The sequence below is a fragment of the Azorhizophilus paspali genome (assembly GCF_043587585.2).
In the GTDB taxonomy this organism is placed as follows: Bacteria; Pseudomonadota; Gammaproteobacteria; order Pseudomonadales; family Pseudomonadaceae; genus Azotobacter; species Azotobacter paspali.
This window is the reverse complement of the sequence record NZ_CP171449.1, coordinates 3,267,117-3,284,221: the sequence shown is the minus strand read 5'-3', so window position 1 is coordinate 3,284,221 and position 17,105 is coordinate 3,267,117. Positions and strand designations below refer to the sequence as shown.

Sequence of the window (17,105 nt, the reverse complement as noted above, 5' to 3'; positions counted from 1 at the left end):
ATCCGGAGTGCGTAGGATCGCATCCGCAGCGCCGCGGCCGGCCCGACCGGTCGCGGCGTTTTTCCGCCCGTTTTCCGTACCCTGGTACGTTCATTCAACAGAACCCATACGAAGGAGCCCTTCATGGCTGTCGGTCTTGGCCCTCTGCCTACCCTGTACCCGGTCCCCGGTTTCGAACTCGGCATCGCTTCCGCCGGCATCAAGCGCCCTGGGCGTAAGGATGTGGTGGTGATGCGTTGTATCGAAGGTTCCACGGTCGCCGGGGTATTTACCCTCAATGCTTTCTGCGCGGCGCCGGTGGTTCTTGCCAAACAGCGTGTCCAGGGGAGTGTGCGCTACCTGCTGACCAACACCGGCAACGCCAATGCCGGTACCGGCGAGCCGGGCCTGCTGGCCGCCGGACGGTCCTGCGCCCGTTTGGCCGAACTGGCCGGAGTCGATGAAAGTGCCGTGCTGCCTTTCTCTACCGGGGTGATCGGCGAACCCCTGCCGGTGGAAAAGATCGAGGCCGCGCTGCCGGCCGCCCTGGCCGATCTCGACCCCGACAACTGGGCCGCCGCCGCCGAGGGCATCATGACCACAGACACCCTGCCCAAGGGGGCCAGTTGCCAGTTCGTGCATGACGGAGTCACCATCACCGTCACCGGCATCTCCAAGGGGGCCGGGATGATCCGGCCGAATATGGCGACCATGCTCGGCTACATCGCCACCGATGCCAAGGTCGCCCAGCCGGTGTTGCAGGATCTGCTGCGCGATACGGCGAACAAATCGTTCAACCGCATCACCATCGATGGCGATACTTCCACCAATGACTGCTGCATGCTGGTCGCCACCGGCCGGGCGGCACTGCCGGAGATTCGCGCGGCCGAGGGTGAGCTGTTCGCCAAACTGAAGCAGGCCGTGTTCGAGGTGAGCATGGAACTGGCCCAGGCCATCGTCCGCGATGGCGAAGGCGCGACCAAGTTCGTCACCGTGCAGGTCAATGGCGGTGCCACCCATCAAGAGTGCCTGGACGTCGGCTACGCCGTCGCCCATTCGCCTCTGATCAAGACTGCGCTGTTCGCTTCCGATCCCAACTGGGGACGCATTCTCGCTGCCGTCGGACGCGCCGGTGTACCGCAGCTCGACGTGAGCCGGATCGATGTATTCCTCGGCGATGTCTGCATTGCCAGGCAGGGTGGCCGGGCCGCGACCTATACCGAGGAGCAGGGAGCCGCAGTGATGGCCGAGTCGGAGATCGGTATCCGCATCGAACTCGGGCGGGGCGATTGCAGCGAAACCATCTGGACCACCGATCTGTCTCACGACTACGTGAAGATTAACGCCGAATACCGGACCTGAGCGCCGCGTGGGCAGTAGGTCGCTGGCTGCGCAGCGGTGCTCGCGCGCCGTGAACTGCCCGCAGCCAAGGAGACTGCCATGCCCCTGACCCTGATCATTGGCAACAAGAACTACTCTTCCTGGTCGATGCGCGCCGCTCTGGTGCTGGAGCTGACCGAGGAGCCTTATACGGAAGTCCGTATTCCCATGTACCAGCAGACGAGCCGCGCTCGCCTGCTGAGTCACTCGCCTACCGGCAAGGTACCGGTGCTGCTGACCGAGGAAGGGCCGGTCTGGGACTCCCTGGCGATCGTCGAGTATTTGGCCGAGACCTGTGGAGACTGCCATCTCTGGCCGCGCGGCGAGTACGCACGGGCTGTGGCGCGTTCGCTGTGCGCCGAGATGCACAGTGGCTTCGCTGCGCTACGCAGCCATCTACCGATGGATCTCCGGCGTCGGCCGAGGCTGTTGGCATTGCCGTTGCCGGCTACCGTGCAGGAGGATATCGGCCGCATCTGCGCGCTTTGGGCCGACTGCCGGCAGCGTTTCGGCGTGGATGGTCCCTTCCTGTTTGGCTATGCCGGGATCGCCGATGCCTTCTATGCCCCGGTGGCGGCGCGCCTGCGCAGCTATGCGGTATCCCTGCCGGAGCCGGCGGCCGCCTACGTGGAAACCATCTACCGGTGGCCAGCCTTCCAACGCTGGTACCAAGCGGCCCTTCAGGAAACGGAGACGATCGAATGAAGCGTATACATGTCGCGGCAGCGGTGATCCGCGGTGCCGATGGCCGAGTACTGATCGCCAGACGCCCCGAGGACAAGCATCAAGGAGGGCTCTGGGAGTTTCCCGGCGGCAAGGTCGAGGCGGGGGAGGCAGTCGAGGTGGCCTTGGCCCGGGAACTGGAGGAGGAGCTGGGTATTCGCGTGAGCGCCGCCAGGCCGCTGATCCAGGTACGTCACGACTACTCTGACCAATACGTGCTGCTGGATGTCTGGGAGGTCGCTGCCTTCGTCGGCGAGCCGCACGGTGCCGAGGGGCAGGCGCTGGCTTGGGTCGCTCCGCGGCAACTGCCGGATTATCGGTTTCCGGCCGCCAATCATCCGATCGTCGCTGCTGCCCGGCTGCCCGAGCGTTATCTGATCACGCCGGACGATCTTTCTCCGCAGGAGTTGTTGCGGGGCCTGAGGACTGCCTTGGAGACTGGTATCCGCCTGGTTCAACTACGGGCTCCCAACATGTTCGATCCCCAGTACCGCGATTTGGCGGTCGACGTGCAGGGGCTCTGCGCCGGGCGCGCGCAACTGATGCTCAAGGGGCCGCTGGAGTGGCTCGGCGATTTCCCGGCGGCCGGCTGGCATCTGACGGCCCGGCAATTGCGCGAATACGCCGCCAACGGCCGGCCCTTCCCGGCCGAGCGCTGGCTGGCGGCCTCCTGCCACGATGCCGAGGAGCTGGCCCTGGCCACCCGTATGGGAGTGGACTTCGTCACCTTGTCGCCTATCGAGGCCACCAGTAGTCATCCCGAGGCCAGTCCGCTGGGCTGGGAACGGGCGGCCGAACTGTTGCGGGGCTTCAACCGCCCGGCATTTCTACTCGGTGGGCTCGGCAGCCAGGATCTGACGCGTGCCTGGCGGACCGGTGCCCAGGGCATCGCCGCCATCCGCGGGCTCTGGTCGGAATGATTCAGGCCGGCGGGCTGGCCGCCTGCCAGAGGACTTCCGCCCGGTCCTGGCGGCGCGCGATCAGTCGCGCGGCAACGAACAACAGATCGGAAAGTCGGTTGAGGTAGGCGAGGAGTTCCGGGCGCAGCGCCTCGATGGCATTCAACTGCTGGCAGCGCCGTTCGGCGCTGCGGGCTTGGCTGCGGCAGACATGGGCCTGGGCGATCAGCCGCGATCCTCCGGGCAGGATGAAATCCTGCAAGGGACCCAGTTCGGCGTTCCAGCGGTCGATGGCCGCTTCCAGGCGTTCGATTTCGCGCCCTTCGAGCGCTCGATAGACCGGCATCGCCAACTCGCCGCCCAGATCGAACAGACGGTGCTGGCAGGGCGCCAGGACTTCGCTCAGTTCGCCGAGACCGGGCCAGCGCGTCCGCTGCTCGTCCAGCTCGGCGAGCAGCAGGCCGAGCTGGCAGTTCAGGCTGTCGACTTCGCCCATGGCTTCCACCCTCGGGTGATCCTTGGCCACGCGGCGGCCATCGGCCAAGCTGGTTTCACCGGTATCGCCAGTGCGCGTGTAGATTTTCGAAAGTCGGTTGCCCATGGCTGTTTCTCTCCACGGCTCAGAGTTCGGCGCCTTCCGGGGGCTCGGCCAGATGCAGGCGGAGGGTGAAGCTGCTACCTTGGCCCGGGCGCGATTGCACCTCCATCTGTCCCTTATGGTTGTTGGTGATGATGAAGTAGGACACCGACAGGCCGAGACCGGTGCCCTGGCCGACCTCCTTGGTGGTGAAGAACGGCTCGAAGATGCGTTTGCGCACATTTTCGGAAATGCCGACACCGTTGTCCTCGACAGTGATCTCTGCCCATGGCGGATTACGGCGGGTGCGCAGCACGATGCGCCCAGGCGGTCCGCTCTGGCGCTGGTGGATGGACTGGGCGGCATTCTTCAGCAGGTTGAGCAGCACTTGCTCCAGTTCGTTGGCGATAACCAGTACCGGACCGAGGCTCGGATCGAAATCGCGCAGGATGCGGATGTTCTTGAAGTCGAAGCTCTCGGCCGGGGCGAAGTCGTTGCCGGCGATTTCCAAAGCCTGATCGATCAGCGCCGGGAGCAGGCTCGGGCTCAGTTGCCGGTCGCTGCGCCGGCTGAAGCTGAGCATGTGGCTGACGATTTTTGCCGCGCGGGACCCAGCCTGCTGGATGCCGTCGAGCAGTTGCGGCACTCCGCGCCGATCTAGGTAGTCGTTCACCGCACTCAGCGAGATGCCACACTCCTCCGCGTGTTCGAGGTTTTTCAGCAGATCCGGCGACAGGCGCCGACGGATGTTCTGCACGTTGTGCAGGATGGCACCTAACGGATTATTGATCTCGTGAGCCATGCCGGCGGCGAGGCCGCCGACCGACAGCATCTTCTCCGACTGTACCATCAGCTCTTCCATGGACAGGCGCTGGGTGATGTCGTCGATGCGGATCACCACGCCGCGCCCGCTGCCGCCCATCAGCGGATAGAAAGTCAGTGCGTAATGGCGGGGTTCGTCGTTACGCGGCCAGGTGATGCGTTCGATCTTCTCCACTTGGTGGAGTTCGGCGGTATGCCTGAGCTGGTCGAGGAACGGCTGCAACGGCGGAAAGGCGAGAAAGATCGGCTGGTTCAAGGCCTCGTGCAGGGGTGTCCCGGAGAGGCTGCTGGCTTCCTGGTTCCACTGGGTGACGTAGAGCTGCTCGTCGAGGGCAATCAGGGCCGAGGGCATCGAGTCAATGATGCTGTTGAGATAGTTCTGGAAGCCGGTGAGCTTCTTCTCGATCTTGCTGCGCACTTGGACTTCCAGTTCCAGTTTGCGATTGAAGCGGCGGGTTTCCTCGGTCAGACTCTGGGCCTGATCAAAGGCGTTTTGCGCCTCGTCGCGGGCACGCTTGAGCTGTTGCTCGCGGGCCTCGATGCGCGACAGCATAGTGTTGAAGGCATCGGCCAGGTTGCCGATTTCGTCTCTGTTGCCGCGTAGGGCACGCAGCGAGTAGTTCTCCTCAAGGGTGACCCGGCGCGAAAGCTCTTCCAATTTGCGGATCGGCCGGGTGATCAGCCGTCGGATTTGGCGGGCCACCAGCATCCATAGCAGGACACTGAAAGCCAGGATCAACAGACTGGCGGTGAGAGTGCCCGTGTAGAAGGCGCCCGGCAATTCGCTGGAGGCGACCAGCAGCAGATGGCCGGAAGGCTGCTCCGGCTGTGGCAGCTCGATCAACTGGGTGACGCGAAATTCGAGTTGTTGCCAGGCCGGCACCTTGTCGACATGTTCCGGCAAGCGCAGCGGCTCGCCCCGCTGTATCCGGGCGAGCAGGCGACCGTCGCGGCCATACAGGGCTGCGCAGCGCAGCGGGGCATAGGACTCCAGACGCTGCAGCACCTCGTGGGCCGCCTCCGGCGAGGAGAGGACCTGCCCGGCGAGTGACGGGCTGGCGATCAAGTCGCCCAGTACGCTCAGCGCTTGGGGGGTCATGTTTTGCTGGGAGATCCAGTAGGCCGCGCTGATGAAGGCCAGATTGGCCAGCAGCAGCACCGTGGCAAGCAAGACCACCAGGGCTGCCAAGAGTTTGCGGCCGACCGGCAGATTTTCGAGACGCTGACGCAAACCCATGGGCATCACGCGGCTGAAGGAGGATATGGCAGGTTAGCGCGAGCTTCAGTCGAGCGGCAATCCGCGTTCGGCCAGATGCCGTTGCAGTCGTTGCCGCAGCTCCTTCAGACGGGGCAGATGCAGCTTACGGTGTCCGGCTTCGCGGCAGGCATGACCAAGCAGGTAGGCGATCTCGCTGCGTCGGCCACGGGCCACATCCTGATGCATCGATGAATAATTGGCCGCAGTAGCCTGGATCACCCGTTCGACCTCTTCCTGCAGTCCTTCGGCGGCGTCCATCTGATCGCAGTGGCGCAGCAGTTCGGCGAGCTCGGTGCAGAGTCCGGCGACTTCTCCGGCGTGCGCCTGCAAACCGCCATTGCGGCAATCGTACAGCACGGTCAGAGGATTGATCGCGCAGTTGAGGGCGAGCTTGCGCCACAGCCGGCCATGGATCATCTCGCTCCAGGCATGGGGAATGCCGGCCGCGGACAGTTCATCTAGCCAGATCGGTGGCTGTCCCGCATCGCCGAGCCAGGTATGCCCCCGGCCGGCGAACACTACCCGGAAGTCTCCGTCGCGAAAGGCTCCCTCGGTAGTCGAGGCGAGCACGCAGCGGCATCCGGGCAACCGGGCGGCCACTGCATCCTGGCTGCCGAGTCCGTTCTGCAGCAGGACGAGTTCGGCACCTAGTGCCAGCCGGGATGCCAGGTGTTCGACCGCCGGTACTGCGTCATAGGCTTTGCAGGCCAGTAGCAGGCGACGGATGGGGGGATTGGCGTCGGGAATTTCGGCCGGAATCGGATACAACTGCTCCATGCCATCCTCCACCAGGCGCAGGCCGCCGGCGCAGCGGTAGGCCGACAAGCGCTGCGGGTCGCGCAGGATCAGTCGCACGGGCAGGCCGACACGGGCCAGGCGTACAGCCCAGAGGCTGCCGAGGCTGCCGGCGCCGAGCACGTGCCAAGTCGGCTCGCCGAAGGTGAGCCGGGAGGCGTCGAGCGGGGTTGGGGACATGGTGGGACTCGCAAGGTGGCTCGGGGCGTTCCGGGTGCCCTGGGCTCCGGCATGCACCGTGATCGAACCGTTATAATGAGAGGTCATTTCAACCGTCAAGCACGGCGCTTGCCAAGATGCCGGCCGCGCCCCAACTGGAGGAATTCCATGCCCTCGTTCGACGTGGTGTCCGAACTGGACAAGCACGAAGTCACCAACGCTGTCGACAACGCGATCAAAGAGCTGGATCGGCGCTACGACCTGCGTGGCAAAGGTAGTTTCGAATTCAAGGACAAGACGCTCACTCTGACTGCCGAGGCCGATTTCATGCTCGAACAGATGATCGAGATCCTTAAACTTGCCCTCATCAAGCGCAAGGTCGACATCCAGTGCCTGGAATACAAGGATTCCTATGCTTCGGGCAAGGTCGTCAAGCAGGAAGTGATTCTGCGCGAGGGCATCGACAAGGACCTTGCGAAGAAGATCGTCGCGCTGATCAAGGATTCCAAGCTCAAGGTGCAGGCGGCGATCCAGGGCGAGCAGGTGCGTATCACCGGCAAGAAGCGCGACGACCTACAGGAGGCCATCGCCTTGCTGCGTGGCCAGGAGTTGGGCATGCCGCTGCAGTTCAACAACTTCCGTGACTGATCTGGTCCCGGACCCCGTGCAGGCAACATAAGCCCCCGGCTAGACCGGGGGGCTTATGTTGCGCTTCAGGATCGTTCGGTAACGGTGTCGCCATCTTCCGTAGGTTCGGGGCTGAGGGGTTGTTGGCGCGACTGCCAGAGAATCAGCAAGAGGGTCGGGACACCGAGCAGGGCGGTGAACAGGAAGAACTGGGCATAGCCGTGCTTTTCCACTAGCACGCCGGAATAGCCGCCGATCAGTCGCGGTAGCAGCAGCATGATCGAGCTAAGCAGGGCGTATTGGGTGGCGGAGAACTTCAAACTGGTCAGGCTCGACAGGTAGGCGACGAAAGCCGAGGTGGCCAGGCCAGAGCTGAAGTTGTCGCAGGAGATGGTTAGTACCAGCATCTCCAGGTTGGCTCCCATACTGGTGAGCATCAGGAACAGCAGGTTGGTGGCTGCCGAGGCCGCGCCGCCGATGAAGAGGATCGGCAAAATGCCGAAGCGGACGATCAGCAGGCCACCGAAGCCGGCGCCGAGCAGGGTCATGATCAGACCGAACAGCTTGCTGACGCCGGCGATCTGTTCCTTGCTGAAACCCTGGTCGATATAGAACACGTTGGCCATCACGCCGAGCACCGTATCCGACAGGCGATAGGTGGCGATCAGGCCGAGCAGCAGCAAGGCTTGCCAGCGGTAACGCTGGATGAAGTCGCTGATCGGGGTCAGCACCGGCGCCAGGCTGCGTCGACCCATGGCCGATAGGCACAAGGTCGAGAGGATGAGATAGAGCAAAAAGCGCAGGAAGGCGCGATCCTCGCCGATCAGCTCGACCACGCCCATACGCCCTTGCAGCACCAGCAAAATGTCGCTGCTGTAGAGCTGGGTGAAGGTCGCCGGCACCGAGACCATGAGCACGATCAGCACCAGGATCGACAGCATCTGGTGGTTGAAGCTGAAGCGCGCCGCCTCCTGCTGGGTCTGCAGGGGAACCGTGGGTTCGCGCATCAGCAGGGTGGTGATCAGGCCGGGCAGCATCAGAAGGGAGAACACCAAGTAGGTGGAGCCCCAAGCGGAAGCATTGTAGAGCCCTTTGGTGGAGCCGAACCAATCGGCGAAGTACAGGGCGCCGGCGGTGGCCAGTAGGGCGGATACCCGGTAACCGGCCATGTAGCTGGCAGCCAGGGCGGCCTGGCGGCTGCCCTCGGCAATTTCCAAGCGATAGGCGTCCACCGCGATGTCCTGAGTAGCCGAGGCGAAGGCGACTAGTACCGCCAGGGCGATCAGCCAGGGCAGAGCGCGCTGTGGGTCGCACAGCGCCATCCCGGCCAGCCCCAGCGCGACCGCTGTCTGCGACAGCAGCAACCAGGAGCGTCGTCGGCCGAGGCGGCCGAGCAGCGGCAGGCGCCACTGATCGAGCAGGGGGGCCCAGATCCATTTAAAAGCATAAGCTAGGCCGATCAAGCTGGCGTAGCCTATGGTTTCGCGAGCGATCCCGGCTTCACGCAGCCACACCGATAGGGTGGAGAACACCAGCATGTAAGGCAAGCCGGCAACAAAGCCGAGCATCAGCAAGGCCAAGGTCGCGGGGCTGGCATAAGCAGCGAGGGCGTCGCGCCAGGATTTATGGGACATGGGGCTTCGTTGTTGCGGGCAAAGGGCGCACTCTAACCGCAGCATCATTTGGATGCCAGACGTGCCGGCGAATATCCACGCGATTATTGCGTATGACCAGCCCTTCCGCGCGCAGTCGGGCGCGTTGTTCTGCGCCTATAGGGGTATCCGGGGCGAGACTGAGTCGGCCATCGGCAGCGATTACGCGGTGCCAGGGCAGGCGTGTATCTTTCGGCAATTGCGCCAGGATACGACCAACCCAGCGGGCCGCCCGGCCGAGTCCGGCCAGTTCGGCGAGGTATCCGTAGCTGACCACCTGGCCGGGTGGCACCTGGGCCAGTGTCTGATACAGGGCCTGCCGGCGCCCGCTAATGTCTTCCGCTGCAGGCTCGTGGAGGGGGCTGTAAGGGATTTGGGAATGCATCGTATCCGAAAAGCGGCTCCAGACCTGCGCCTGGAGCCCGTCGTCTACAGGCGTAGGCCACCATCCAGATCGATGACGCGCCCGGTGAAATAATCGTTTTCGAAGATGAAAGTGGCAGCATGGGCGATTTCCACAGGCTTGCCCATGCGCTTGAGCGGAATGCTGGCAGTCATCTTTTCCAGGGCTTCGGGGCGCATGCTGGTGGTCATTTCCGTCTCGATGAATCCCGGGGCGATGGCCGCCACGCGGATGCCATAACGCGCCAATTCCTTGGCCCAGACTACGGTATCGGCTGCCACTCCGGCCTTGGCCGCCGAATAATTGGCCTGGCCCATGTTGCCGGCACGGGATATGGAGGAAATGTTGATGATCACGCCATGGTTGCCCTGTTCCACCATCTTCGCCGCCACTTCCCGCGTGCAGAGGAATACACCGGTCAAATTGACGTCAATCACCGCCTGCCATTGGGCCAGGCTTAGGGTGCTCAGCTCGCCATCCTTGAGCTTGACGGTGAGACCGTCGCGCAGGATGCCCGCGTTGTTCACCAAACCATTGATCGCGCCGAAGTCCCCGGCCACCTGGCTGACCATTCGTATCACCTCTTCTTCCTTGGCCACGTTGCACAGGTAGGCACGCGCCTCGCCACTGCCAGCTGCCCGGCAGGCCGTGACAGTGTCGTCGAGTTTTTCCGCGTTGAGATCGACTAGCGCGAGCCTCGCTCCCCTGGCCGCCAGATATTCGGCCATGGACCGCCCCAGCCCCTGACAACCTCCGGTGATGATGATGACCTTATCGTTTAGTTGCATCTGCTATCCCTCTCTGGGATGGATTCACTGTTGCCTTGCCGGTGCCGTTACTCGCTATGCTGGGCACTTGTCCGCTGTGATGGATCTTCGACGAGGAGTCATAAGGTGAGCGTGAAGGTGAAGGGTCCAAAGGATGCCCGACAATTATTACTCAAAGAGTACCGCGGGGCGCTGGCGACCTTGTCCCAGAGCCTTCCCGGTTTCCCTTTCGGATCGGCGGTGCCTTACTGCCTGGATGCGGTGGGCCGCCCGCTGCTCCTGATCAGCCGGATCGCCCAGCACACCCGCAACCTGCAGGCCGACCACAGGTGCTCGCTGCTGGTCGGCGAGCGCGGAGCGCTCGACGTGCAGGCCGCCGGGCGCCTGACGCTCATGGCCGAAGCCCGGCCGTTGCAGGACGAGGCGCAGATCGAGGCGGCCGCTGCACGCTATTACCGCTATTTTCCGGCTTCGCGAAACTACCATCGCGCCCACGACTTCGATTTCTGGGTGCTGGAACCGGTGCGCTGGCGTTTCATCGGCGGCTTCGGTTCCATTCACTGGCTGGAAGGCGTGGAATTGGCCAACCCCTTCGCCGGAGCGATCGAGGTCGATATGATCGAGCACATGAACCTCGACCATGCCGTGGCCATCGCCCATTACGTCGCACTGGCCGGACTGCCGGCCGACGAGCCGGCGGAAATGGTCGGCATCGACAGCGAGGGCTTCCATCTGCGTATCGGTCAGGCACTGTACTGGCTAGCCTTCTCTACATCTTGTAATAATCCCGCCATGGTTCGCCAGGCCTTGGTACAACTGGCCCACGCCGAAGTCTGGCCGACCGTTGGGCAGGAGCAGGCTTGAATTGGCGATGGAAAAGCCCCATTTAGTTACCAACTGGAAGCGTTCTTCCGTTCGGGAAATCATTGATGCGCGCTTTTCTACTACTATTTCTGCTGTTCCCCTTGCTCGAGCTGGCCGTGATGATCAAGGTTGGCTCCGCGATCGGCGTTTTGCCAACTTTGCTGCTGATCGTCCTCGGCATACTGGTCGGGGGGCTGGTTCTGCGCCTCGCCGGTGTGGCGACCGCTTGGCGCGCCCGCGAGCGGCTAGCACGTGGGGAGTTGCCGGAACAGGAAATGCTCGACGGGTTACTGATCGCCATCGGCGGCGGCCTGCTGCTGTTGCCCGGTTTCGTCAGCGACCTGTTGGCCATACCTTGTCTGCTGCCCTTCACGCGGCATCTCCTGCTGGACCGGCTGCGTCGGCGTACCGAGGAGCAGGCCTTGCGTCGTCGTGCCTTTTTCGACGATCTGGCCGCCCGCTCCGGTCAGTCCCGTCCAGAGGCCTCCTCTCCCCGCTCTAGTCACCCGAACGTTATCGAGGGCGAGTACGAGCGTCGGGACGACTGATTCGGTGTCCGTCTCCTATCCCTTCTCTGCAGGACCGTATGCGTTGCCTCGAGTATTGCTGCCTTGGTGGCGATCGGGTTCTGTCGTCCGGTCTTGAGCCTGTGACTCTTTTCTTTTCTGCCCCGCTTTCTGCTTCTGGACAGCCGCGTTTCCCTGGCCATGGTATCGGCCCCATGGGGCCATGCGTCTTGGCTTTTCCGGCTTGTACCGTCATGGCCGGTAACCGGACCGGTGGGCGGAAAATTTTTCCATTCCGCTCTTGAAATGCTCTTGGGTGCCCACATCTAGCGGTCACTGCAAGGTTCCTGTCGGACGACAGGCTATCTTCTGCGGTCCCGTACTGCGGGCCGCAACCGGCAATGCCGGCTTTTACCAACGGGCCGATGATGGCATCGGTTGCTGAAACGATAGAAAACTAGGAGAGATCGACAATGAAGCTTCGTCCTCTGCATGACCGCGTCGTGATTCGTCGTAGCGAAGAAGAAACCAAGACCGCCGGCGGCATCGTGCTGCCGGGCTCCGCTGCGGAAAAGCCGAACCGTGGCGAAGTCGTCGCTGTGGGCACTGGCCGTGTGCTGGACAACGGCGAAGTCCGCCCGCTGGCCGTGAAGGTCGGTGACAAGGTGGTGTTCGGCCCCTATTCCGGCAGCAATACCATCAAGGTCGATGGCGAAGACCTGCTGGTGATGGGCGAAAACGAAATTCTCGCCGTCGTCGAAGCCTGATTCCCCGAGTCTCCATAGAAAACCAAGATTGAGGAACGATCAAAATGGCTGCAAAAGAAGTCAAGTTCGGTGATTCCGCCCGCAAGAAAATGCTGGTAGGCGTGAACGTCCTGGCCGATGCCGTCAAGGCCACTCTCGGCCCGAAAGGCCGCAACGTGGTTCTGGACAAGAGCTTCGGTGCACCGACCATCACCAAGGATGGCGTATCCGTGGCCAAGGAAATCGAACTCAAAGACAAGTTCGAGAACATGGGCGCCCAACTGGTGAAGGACGTGGCCTCCAAGGCCAACGACGAAGCCGGTGACGGTACCACCACCGCTACCGTACTGGCCCAGGCCATCGTCAACGAAGGCCTGAAGGCCGTTGCCGCAGGCATGAACCCGATGGATCTGAAGCGCGGCATCGACAAGGCCACTATCGCCATCGTCGCAGAGCTGAAGTCGCTGGCCAAGCCGTGCTCCGACTCCAAGGCGATCGCCCAGGTAGGCACCATTTCCGCCAACTCCGACGAGTCCATCGGCAACATCATCGCCGAGGCCATGAACAAGGTCGGCAAGGAAGGCGTGATCACCGTCGAGGAAGGCTCGGGCCTGGAGAACGAATTGTCTGTCGTTGAGGGCATGCAGTTCGATCGTGGCTACCTGTCTCCGTACTTCATCAACAAGCCTGACACCATGGTTGCCGAACTGGACAACCCGCTGCTGCTGCTGGTCGACAAGAAAATCTCCAACATCCGCGAGCTGCTGCCGGTGCTGGAAGCCGTGGCCAAGTCCGGCCGTCCGCTGCTGATCGTCGCCGAAGACGTCGAAGGCGAAGCCCTGGCCACCCTGGTGGTCAACAACATGCGTGGCATCGTCAAGGTTGCTGCCGTGAAGGCTCCGGGCTTCGGTGATCGTCGCAAAGCCATGCTGCAGGACATCGCCATCCTGACCGGCGCCACCGTGATCTCCGAGGAAGTCGGCCTGAGCCTGGAAAGCGCCACCCTGGAGCATCTGGGTAACGCTAAGCGCGTCGTGCTGAACAAGGAAAACACCACCATCATCGACGGTGCCGGTGCCCAGGTCGACATCGAGGCTCGTGTGACGCAGATCCGCAAGCAGATCGAGGAAACCTCTTCCGATTACGACCGCGAGAAGCTGCAGGAGCGTCTGGCCAAGCTGGCCGGTGGTGTGGCCGTGATCAAGGTCGGTGCTGCCACCGAGGTTGAGATGAAGGAGAAAAAGGCCCGCGTCGAAGATGCCCTGCATGCCACCCGTGCCGCAGTGGAGGAAGGCGTGGTTCCCGGCGGTGGTGTAGCTCTGGTACGCGCCCTGCAGGCCATCGAGGGTCTGAAGGGCGACAATGAAGACCAGAACGTCGGCATCGCCCTGCTGCGTCGTGCCGTCGAAGCACCGCTGCGGCAGATCGTCGCCAATGCCGGTGATGAGCCGAGCGTGGTGGTTGACAAGGTCAAGCAGGGCTCCGGCAACTTCGGCTTCAACGCTGCCAGCGGCGTATACGGCGACATGATCGAGATGGGCATCCTCGATCCGGCCAAGGTTACCCGCTCCGCGCTGCAGGCGGCTTCTTCCATCGGTGGACTGATGATCACTACCGAGGCCATGGTCGCTGACATTGTCGAAGACAAGGCAGCTCCGGCCATGCCGGATATGGGCGGTATGGGTGGCATGGGCGGCATGATGTAAGCCCTGTCGATCCGTTTTCGGTCGATTTCCTCCCTAATGTAGGGATCGATCGCCCAGAGACGCCCCGATTCGTTCGGGGCGTCTGCCTTTCCGCCAGTACTTCGTACCGGGCAGGTTTTGCCTATGTTTCTCGGCACTCCGGCTTTCTTTCAAATCAGTTGAATTTCCTCGCTTGTCAGAGGGCGATAGTGACCGGGGAGCAGTTCTGACTCCAGTCGTAGCGGTCCCATGCTTTCCCGGTGCAGGCGCAGCACTGGGTTGCGAAAGTATCCGAACATCCGTTTGACCTGATGGTAGCGTCCTTCGAACAGCGTCAATCGGGCACGGTGGCTGCCGAGCAGTTCCAGATGGGCAGGCTGGGTAAAGAGATCCTCGAAGGCAAAATAGAGGCCACGAGCGAATGTTTCGATGTATTCCTCACCGATCGGCTTGGCGGTTTCCACGTAATAGACCTTGGCCAGCTTGTATCGTGGATGCGTGATTCGGCGTGACCAATGCCCGTCGTTGGTGAGCAGTAGCAAGCCGGTGGTTCCGAGGTCGAGGCGCCCGGCCAGATGCAGCCCCTGCCTGTCCGGCTCGTCCAGTAGGTCGAGCACGGTACGGTGCCGTTCATGGCGAGTGGCGCTGACCACTCCTACGGGTTTGTGCAGCATGAAATAAAGCGCCGCTCTACCGGGCTGCAGGATCCTGCCATCCACTTCGATCCTGCTGAACTCGCGAATTTCGCTGCAGCCATCGCGAACTACCTGGCCATCGACCCGTACTCGTCCGCTGGCCAGGAGCAGGCGTGAGTCCCGGCGGTTGAAGTCGGGCAGGTTGTCGAGAAAGCGGTCAAGGCGCATCGGGAGGGGTTTCTTTTTGCAAGCGCAGCAGGCACCGGCTGCACAGGCAGGCCCGGCCGCGCAGGTCCGCTGGCACGGCCTGCAGGACAATGGGATTGATCGTTCTGGAAAAGCACCAGCAGATGGCTGTCTACTCCTGAATTGGAGTGGCTTGCGCGCAGGCGTTGAGGCTGTCGCACAAAGGGCAATGTTGGGGGTCTTTCTCTCTGGTCATGACAGGAGGTGCACCGATATTGTGCAAAATTTCGGTATCTCACCGAGCCGGTGCATAAGTCCGCCGAAGGGTAATGGCAAAAGGAAAGTGCCCAAGCTTAAAATGCCCATATAAATTTTGCGATTATGTCTTTATGTTTTTGGTAGGTCGTTATTTTTATTGGTTTTTTATGCTTTGATAGAGAGTTTGGGAGTATCCGATGCGTGGCTTGTCAGTGTATCTTTTGGGGGTAGTTTTATTGCTGAGCGGTTGCAGTACGAGTGCGCCAAGTGTTCGTACCGAGCGAAAGAATGATGTACATCTTGACCTGAGTGATAGTCGCGGAGCGCATAGTGGATATTTCTGTCCACCGGGACAGGTCAAGAAGGGTAACTGCTGAGCGAGTGCACTCTTTCGATGCTGAACGAATGCTACCAAGCGAAAGCCAGTGAATATTGGCTTTTGCCGCATTCGGAATGTATCCATGATGCCATGTGGGCGCAGGACGCGCCGGCTCGTGCGCCATGCGGGCACTCGAGGCGTTTGCTCGGCCGCAGCTGCCCGTAAATGGTGGAAAGCCTGTGGAGACTGCCTTCAGAGGGTCCGATGGGATGGATGCCGTGGTCATTCCCGCGCTAGGCATGATGGCCGTGGTTGGTGCGGCAGGCTCCAAGAGGCCTGGGCGTAGCGGAATGGCCGTATCATGCGGGGTGGTCGAAGCCCGCCTTCCCGGTGGGCGCTCGGAGTGTGGGCTGCCCTAGCGGTTACGCCAGTGCGGCGTGCGCTTTTCGAAAAAGGCGTTGACCCCCTCATGAGTATCCTCGGCTTCGAAGAGATCGACGAAACGTTCACGTTCCTCCGCGAGCCAGCCGTTCGGGCCACGTTCGCGGGCACCCTGGATCAGGGGCTTGATAGCACGAACCGCGACTGGACTCTGCCGGGCCACCTTAGCTGCCAGCAGCAGAGCCTGGCCGCGGGATTCGCCGGGTTCGACGACCTCCTCGACGAGTCTGATACGCAGGGCCGTTTCGGCGTCCACTCGTTCACCGCATAGCATCATGCGTTTGGCCCAGCCCTCGCCGACCAGCCAGGGCAGCATCTGGGTGCCCCCAGCGCAGGGCAGCAGTCCTACCGCAGCTTCCGGCAGGGCCAGCAGGGCTTGTCGCTCGGCAATACGGATATCACAAGCCAGCGCGCATTCCAGGCCGCCACCCATGGCATAGCCATTGATCGCGGCAATCGAGACGCCGCGGAAATCGCGCAGTGCTTCGAAGGCTTCGCCGAAGTGTCGGGCCATTTCTCGGGCGCGCCCCTTGTCGCCATCGGCGAACACCTTGAGGTCGGCGCCGGCGCTGAAGAATTTTTCTCCCTGTCCGGTCACCACTAAGGCATAGATGTCATCGTCGCGATTGAGATGTTCGAGCAGTAGGCGCAGACCTATAAGCGAATCTCGGTCCCATGTGTTGGCCGGTGGATGATTGATGGTGATCAGCGCGGTATGCCCGTGCTTTTCCACCGTCAATTTGTGGGTCAGGTCAAAGAGCCCGGAATGGTAGGTTTCTACAGCATGACTCATGGTGTTTTCCTTGAGGGCAGGCCGATGGCTGCGCTGGACTGGCCACTGCACCATCGTGCCGTCCTTCTCCAGCAAATGGCAAATGATGATCGCGTATGATTTCGGGCCTCCTTCGCGTGCCTGGTGTGTTCAGTCGCTGCTCTGCGCTCCAGGAGATGGTTGCCGGATAACCGTTGAGCACCATGAGAGTGCAAAGGCTGCTTGCCCGATCCCGGCACTGATCGGTGGCGGAAAACGTTTGGCGATCACGCAATAAGGCTAGCCCGCGTATAGCTATGGTCCAGCCGGTCAGCGGCCAGTTGCAGCTAAAGATTGATCCAGAATTGCCTATGTCGCATCGATGGAGAGGCAACTGGCGGTGTGCTCAAGTCTAGATCATGTCGTCTGGGCGAATATGGACGAGGCAGTTGCCTTTTCAAGTGCGTTCTTTCTAGTGAGGTCGGTGGATTGGTGCGCTTGCCCGTGTTGGTCCCCTTCCTGGGGCAGGATGATCGATATATCGGTGCCTTACCCCCGTCCTCAACGTCATGCATCGTGGGGATGGCTAGAGGTTTGCGTGGGCGGGCCTCTTTATAGCCGCACTTGTGGGTCCAGCCTTGACTTGGTGGCGGGGCTTCACTAGCGTGCGGCA

The 17,105-nt window shown here is 62.1% G+C and carries 17 protein-coding genes; 8 read left to right on the top strand and 9 right to left on the bottom strand.

The window, feature by feature from the left end; genetic code table 11:
* Nucleotides 1–123: 123 nt before the first annotated feature.
* From argJ to ACGI6K_RS15895, 3 genes are all read left to right on the top strand, one after another.
* Complete coding sequence (argJ, locus tag ACGI6K_RS15905; RefSeq protein WP_376948533.1) at nt 124–1,341, top strand: bifunctional glutamate N-acetyltransferase/amino-acid acetyltransferase ArgJ; 1,218 nt, start codon at nt 124–126, stop codon at nt 1,339–1,341.
* A gap of 78 nt (nt 1,342–1,419) precedes the next feature.
* Nucleotides 1,420–2,064 carry a glutathione S-transferase family protein gene (locus ACGI6K_RS15900; protein ID WP_376948531.1) on the top strand — a complete coding sequence of 215 codons (645 nt, stop codon included), beginning with the start codon at nt 1,420–1,422 and terminating at the stop codon, nt 2,062–2,064.
* Complete coding sequence (locus tag ACGI6K_RS15895) at nt 2,061–3,002, top strand: Nudix family hydrolase (RefSeq protein WP_376948529.1); 942 nt, start codon at nt 2,061–2,063, stop codon at nt 3,000–3,002. The genes ACGI6K_RS15900 and ACGI6K_RS15895 overlap by 4 nt, the downstream gene beginning before the upstream one ends.
* A 1-nt stretch (nt 3,003) precedes the next feature.
* Here the strand turns inward: ACGI6K_RS15895 and ACGI6K_RS15890 are convergent, their stop codons facing one another.
* Genes ACGI6K_RS15890 through ACGI6K_RS15880 form a run of 3 tightly spaced genes read right to left on the bottom strand, consistent with a single transcriptional unit; the run spans nt 3,004 to nt 6,613 of the window.
* The gene (locus tag ACGI6K_RS15890) at nt 3,004–3,582 is read right to left on the bottom strand and encodes a cob(I)yrinic acid a,c-diamide adenosyltransferase (RefSeq protein WP_376948527.1); all 579 of its coding nucleotides are present in this window, start codon (nt 3,580–3,582) and stop codon (nt 3,004–3,006) included.
* Between the two features lie 19 nt (nt 3,583–3,601).
* Nucleotides 3,602–5,617 (bottom strand): sensor histidine kinase, encoded by a 2,016-nt coding sequence (locus ACGI6K_RS15885; protein ID WP_376948525.1) that lies wholly within the window; start codon nt 5,615–5,617, stop codon nt 3,602–3,604.
* A 45-nt stretch (nt 5,618–5,662) separates the two neighbouring features.
* Entirely contained in the window at nt 5,663–6,613 is a 951-nt protein-coding gene (locus tag ACGI6K_RS15880; RefSeq protein WP_376948523.1) for a putative 2-dehydropantoate 2-reductase, read from the bottom strand.
* Between the two features lie 147 nt (nt 6,614–6,760).
* On the opposite strand from ACGI6K_RS15880, the gene ACGI6K_RS15875 reads away from it, so the two are divergent.
* On the top strand, nt 6,761–7,240 hold the full coding sequence (locus tag ACGI6K_RS15875) for a YajQ family cyclic di-GMP-binding protein (protein WP_012699987.1): 480 nt from the start codon (nt 6,761–6,763) through the stop codon (nt 7,238–7,240).
* A 65-nt stretch (nt 7,241–7,305) separates the two neighbouring features.
* Here ACGI6K_RS15875 and ACGI6K_RS15870 read toward each other — a convergent pair whose 3' ends face one another.
* The 3 genes from ACGI6K_RS15870 to ACGI6K_RS15860 are packed head-to-tail and all read right to left on the bottom strand — an operon-like array spanning nt 7,306 to nt 10,062.
* The gene (locus ACGI6K_RS15870) at nt 7,306–8,853 is read right to left on the bottom strand and encodes an AmpG family muropeptide MFS transporter (RefSeq protein ID WP_376948520.1); all 1,548 of its coding nucleotides are present in this window, start codon (nt 8,851–8,853) and stop codon (nt 7,306–7,308) included.
* Nucleotides 8,843–9,256 (bottom strand): MGMT family protein, encoded by a 414-nt coding sequence (locus ACGI6K_RS15865; protein WP_376948518.1) that lies wholly within the window; start codon nt 9,254–9,256, stop codon nt 8,843–8,845. Before ACGI6K_RS15865 ends, ACGI6K_RS15870 begins: the two co-directional genes overlap by 11 nt.
* 44 nt (nt 9,257–9,300) lie before the next feature.
* Nucleotides 9,301–10,062 (bottom strand): SDR family oxidoreductase, encoded by a 762-nt coding sequence (locus tag ACGI6K_RS15860; protein WP_376948516.1) that lies wholly within the window; start codon nt 10,060–10,062, stop codon nt 9,301–9,303.
* 111 nt (nt 10,063–10,173) lie between these two features.
* Between ACGI6K_RS15860 and ACGI6K_RS15855 the strand changes: the two genes are divergently transcribed.
* The 4 genes from ACGI6K_RS15855 to groL all read left to right on the top strand — a co-directional run bounded on the left by ACGI6K_RS15855 (nt 10,174) and on the right by groL (nt 13,863).
* The gene (locus ACGI6K_RS15855; RefSeq protein WP_376948706.1) at nt 10,174–10,905 is read left to right on the top strand and encodes a HugZ family protein; all 732 of its coding nucleotides are present in this window, start codon (nt 10,174–10,176) and stop codon (nt 10,903–10,905) included.
* A gap of 65 nt (nt 10,906–10,970) precedes the next feature.
* Nucleotides 10,971–11,453 (top strand): FxsA family protein, encoded by a 483-nt coding sequence (locus ACGI6K_RS15850; protein WP_376948514.1) that lies wholly within the window; start codon nt 10,971–10,973, stop codon nt 11,451–11,453.
* Nucleotides 11,454–11,884: 431 nt separating this feature from the next.
* Nucleotides 11,885–12,178 carry a co-chaperone GroES gene (locus ACGI6K_RS15845; protein ID WP_376948512.1) on the top strand — a complete coding sequence of 98 codons (294 nt, stop codon included), beginning with the start codon at nt 11,885–11,887 and terminating at the stop codon, nt 12,176–12,178.
* A gap of 44 nt (nt 12,179–12,222) precedes the next feature.
* Nucleotides 12,223–13,863 (top strand): chaperonin GroEL, encoded by a 1,641-nt coding sequence (gene groL, locus ACGI6K_RS15840; protein WP_376948510.1) that lies wholly within the window; start codon nt 12,223–12,225, stop codon nt 13,861–13,863.
* A gap of 149 nt (nt 13,864–14,012) precedes the next feature.
* Here the strand turns inward: groL and ACGI6K_RS15835 are convergent, their stop codons facing one another.
* The 3 genes from ACGI6K_RS15835 to ACGI6K_RS15825 form a co-directional block, all read right to left on the bottom strand.
* Nucleotides 14,013–14,705: a pseudouridine synthase gene (locus ACGI6K_RS15835; protein WP_376948508.1), complete on the bottom strand. Its 693-nt coding sequence runs from the start codon at nt 14,703–14,705 to the stop codon at nt 14,013–14,015.
* A complete protein-coding gene (locus ACGI6K_RS15830; protein WP_376948704.1) occupies nt 14,695–14,829 on the bottom strand; it encodes a cysteine-rich CWC family protein in 135 nt (44 codons plus the stop codon). The genes ACGI6K_RS15835 and ACGI6K_RS15830 overlap by 11 nt, the downstream gene beginning before the upstream one ends.
* Before the next feature lie 826 nt (nt 14,830–15,655).
* Nucleotides 15,656–16,474, bottom strand: coding sequence for an enoyl-CoA hydratase (locus ACGI6K_RS15825; protein ID WP_376948702.1), 819 nt, complete (start codon nt 16,472–16,474; stop codon nt 15,656–15,658).
* Nucleotides 16,475–17,105: the final 631 nt, after the last annotated feature.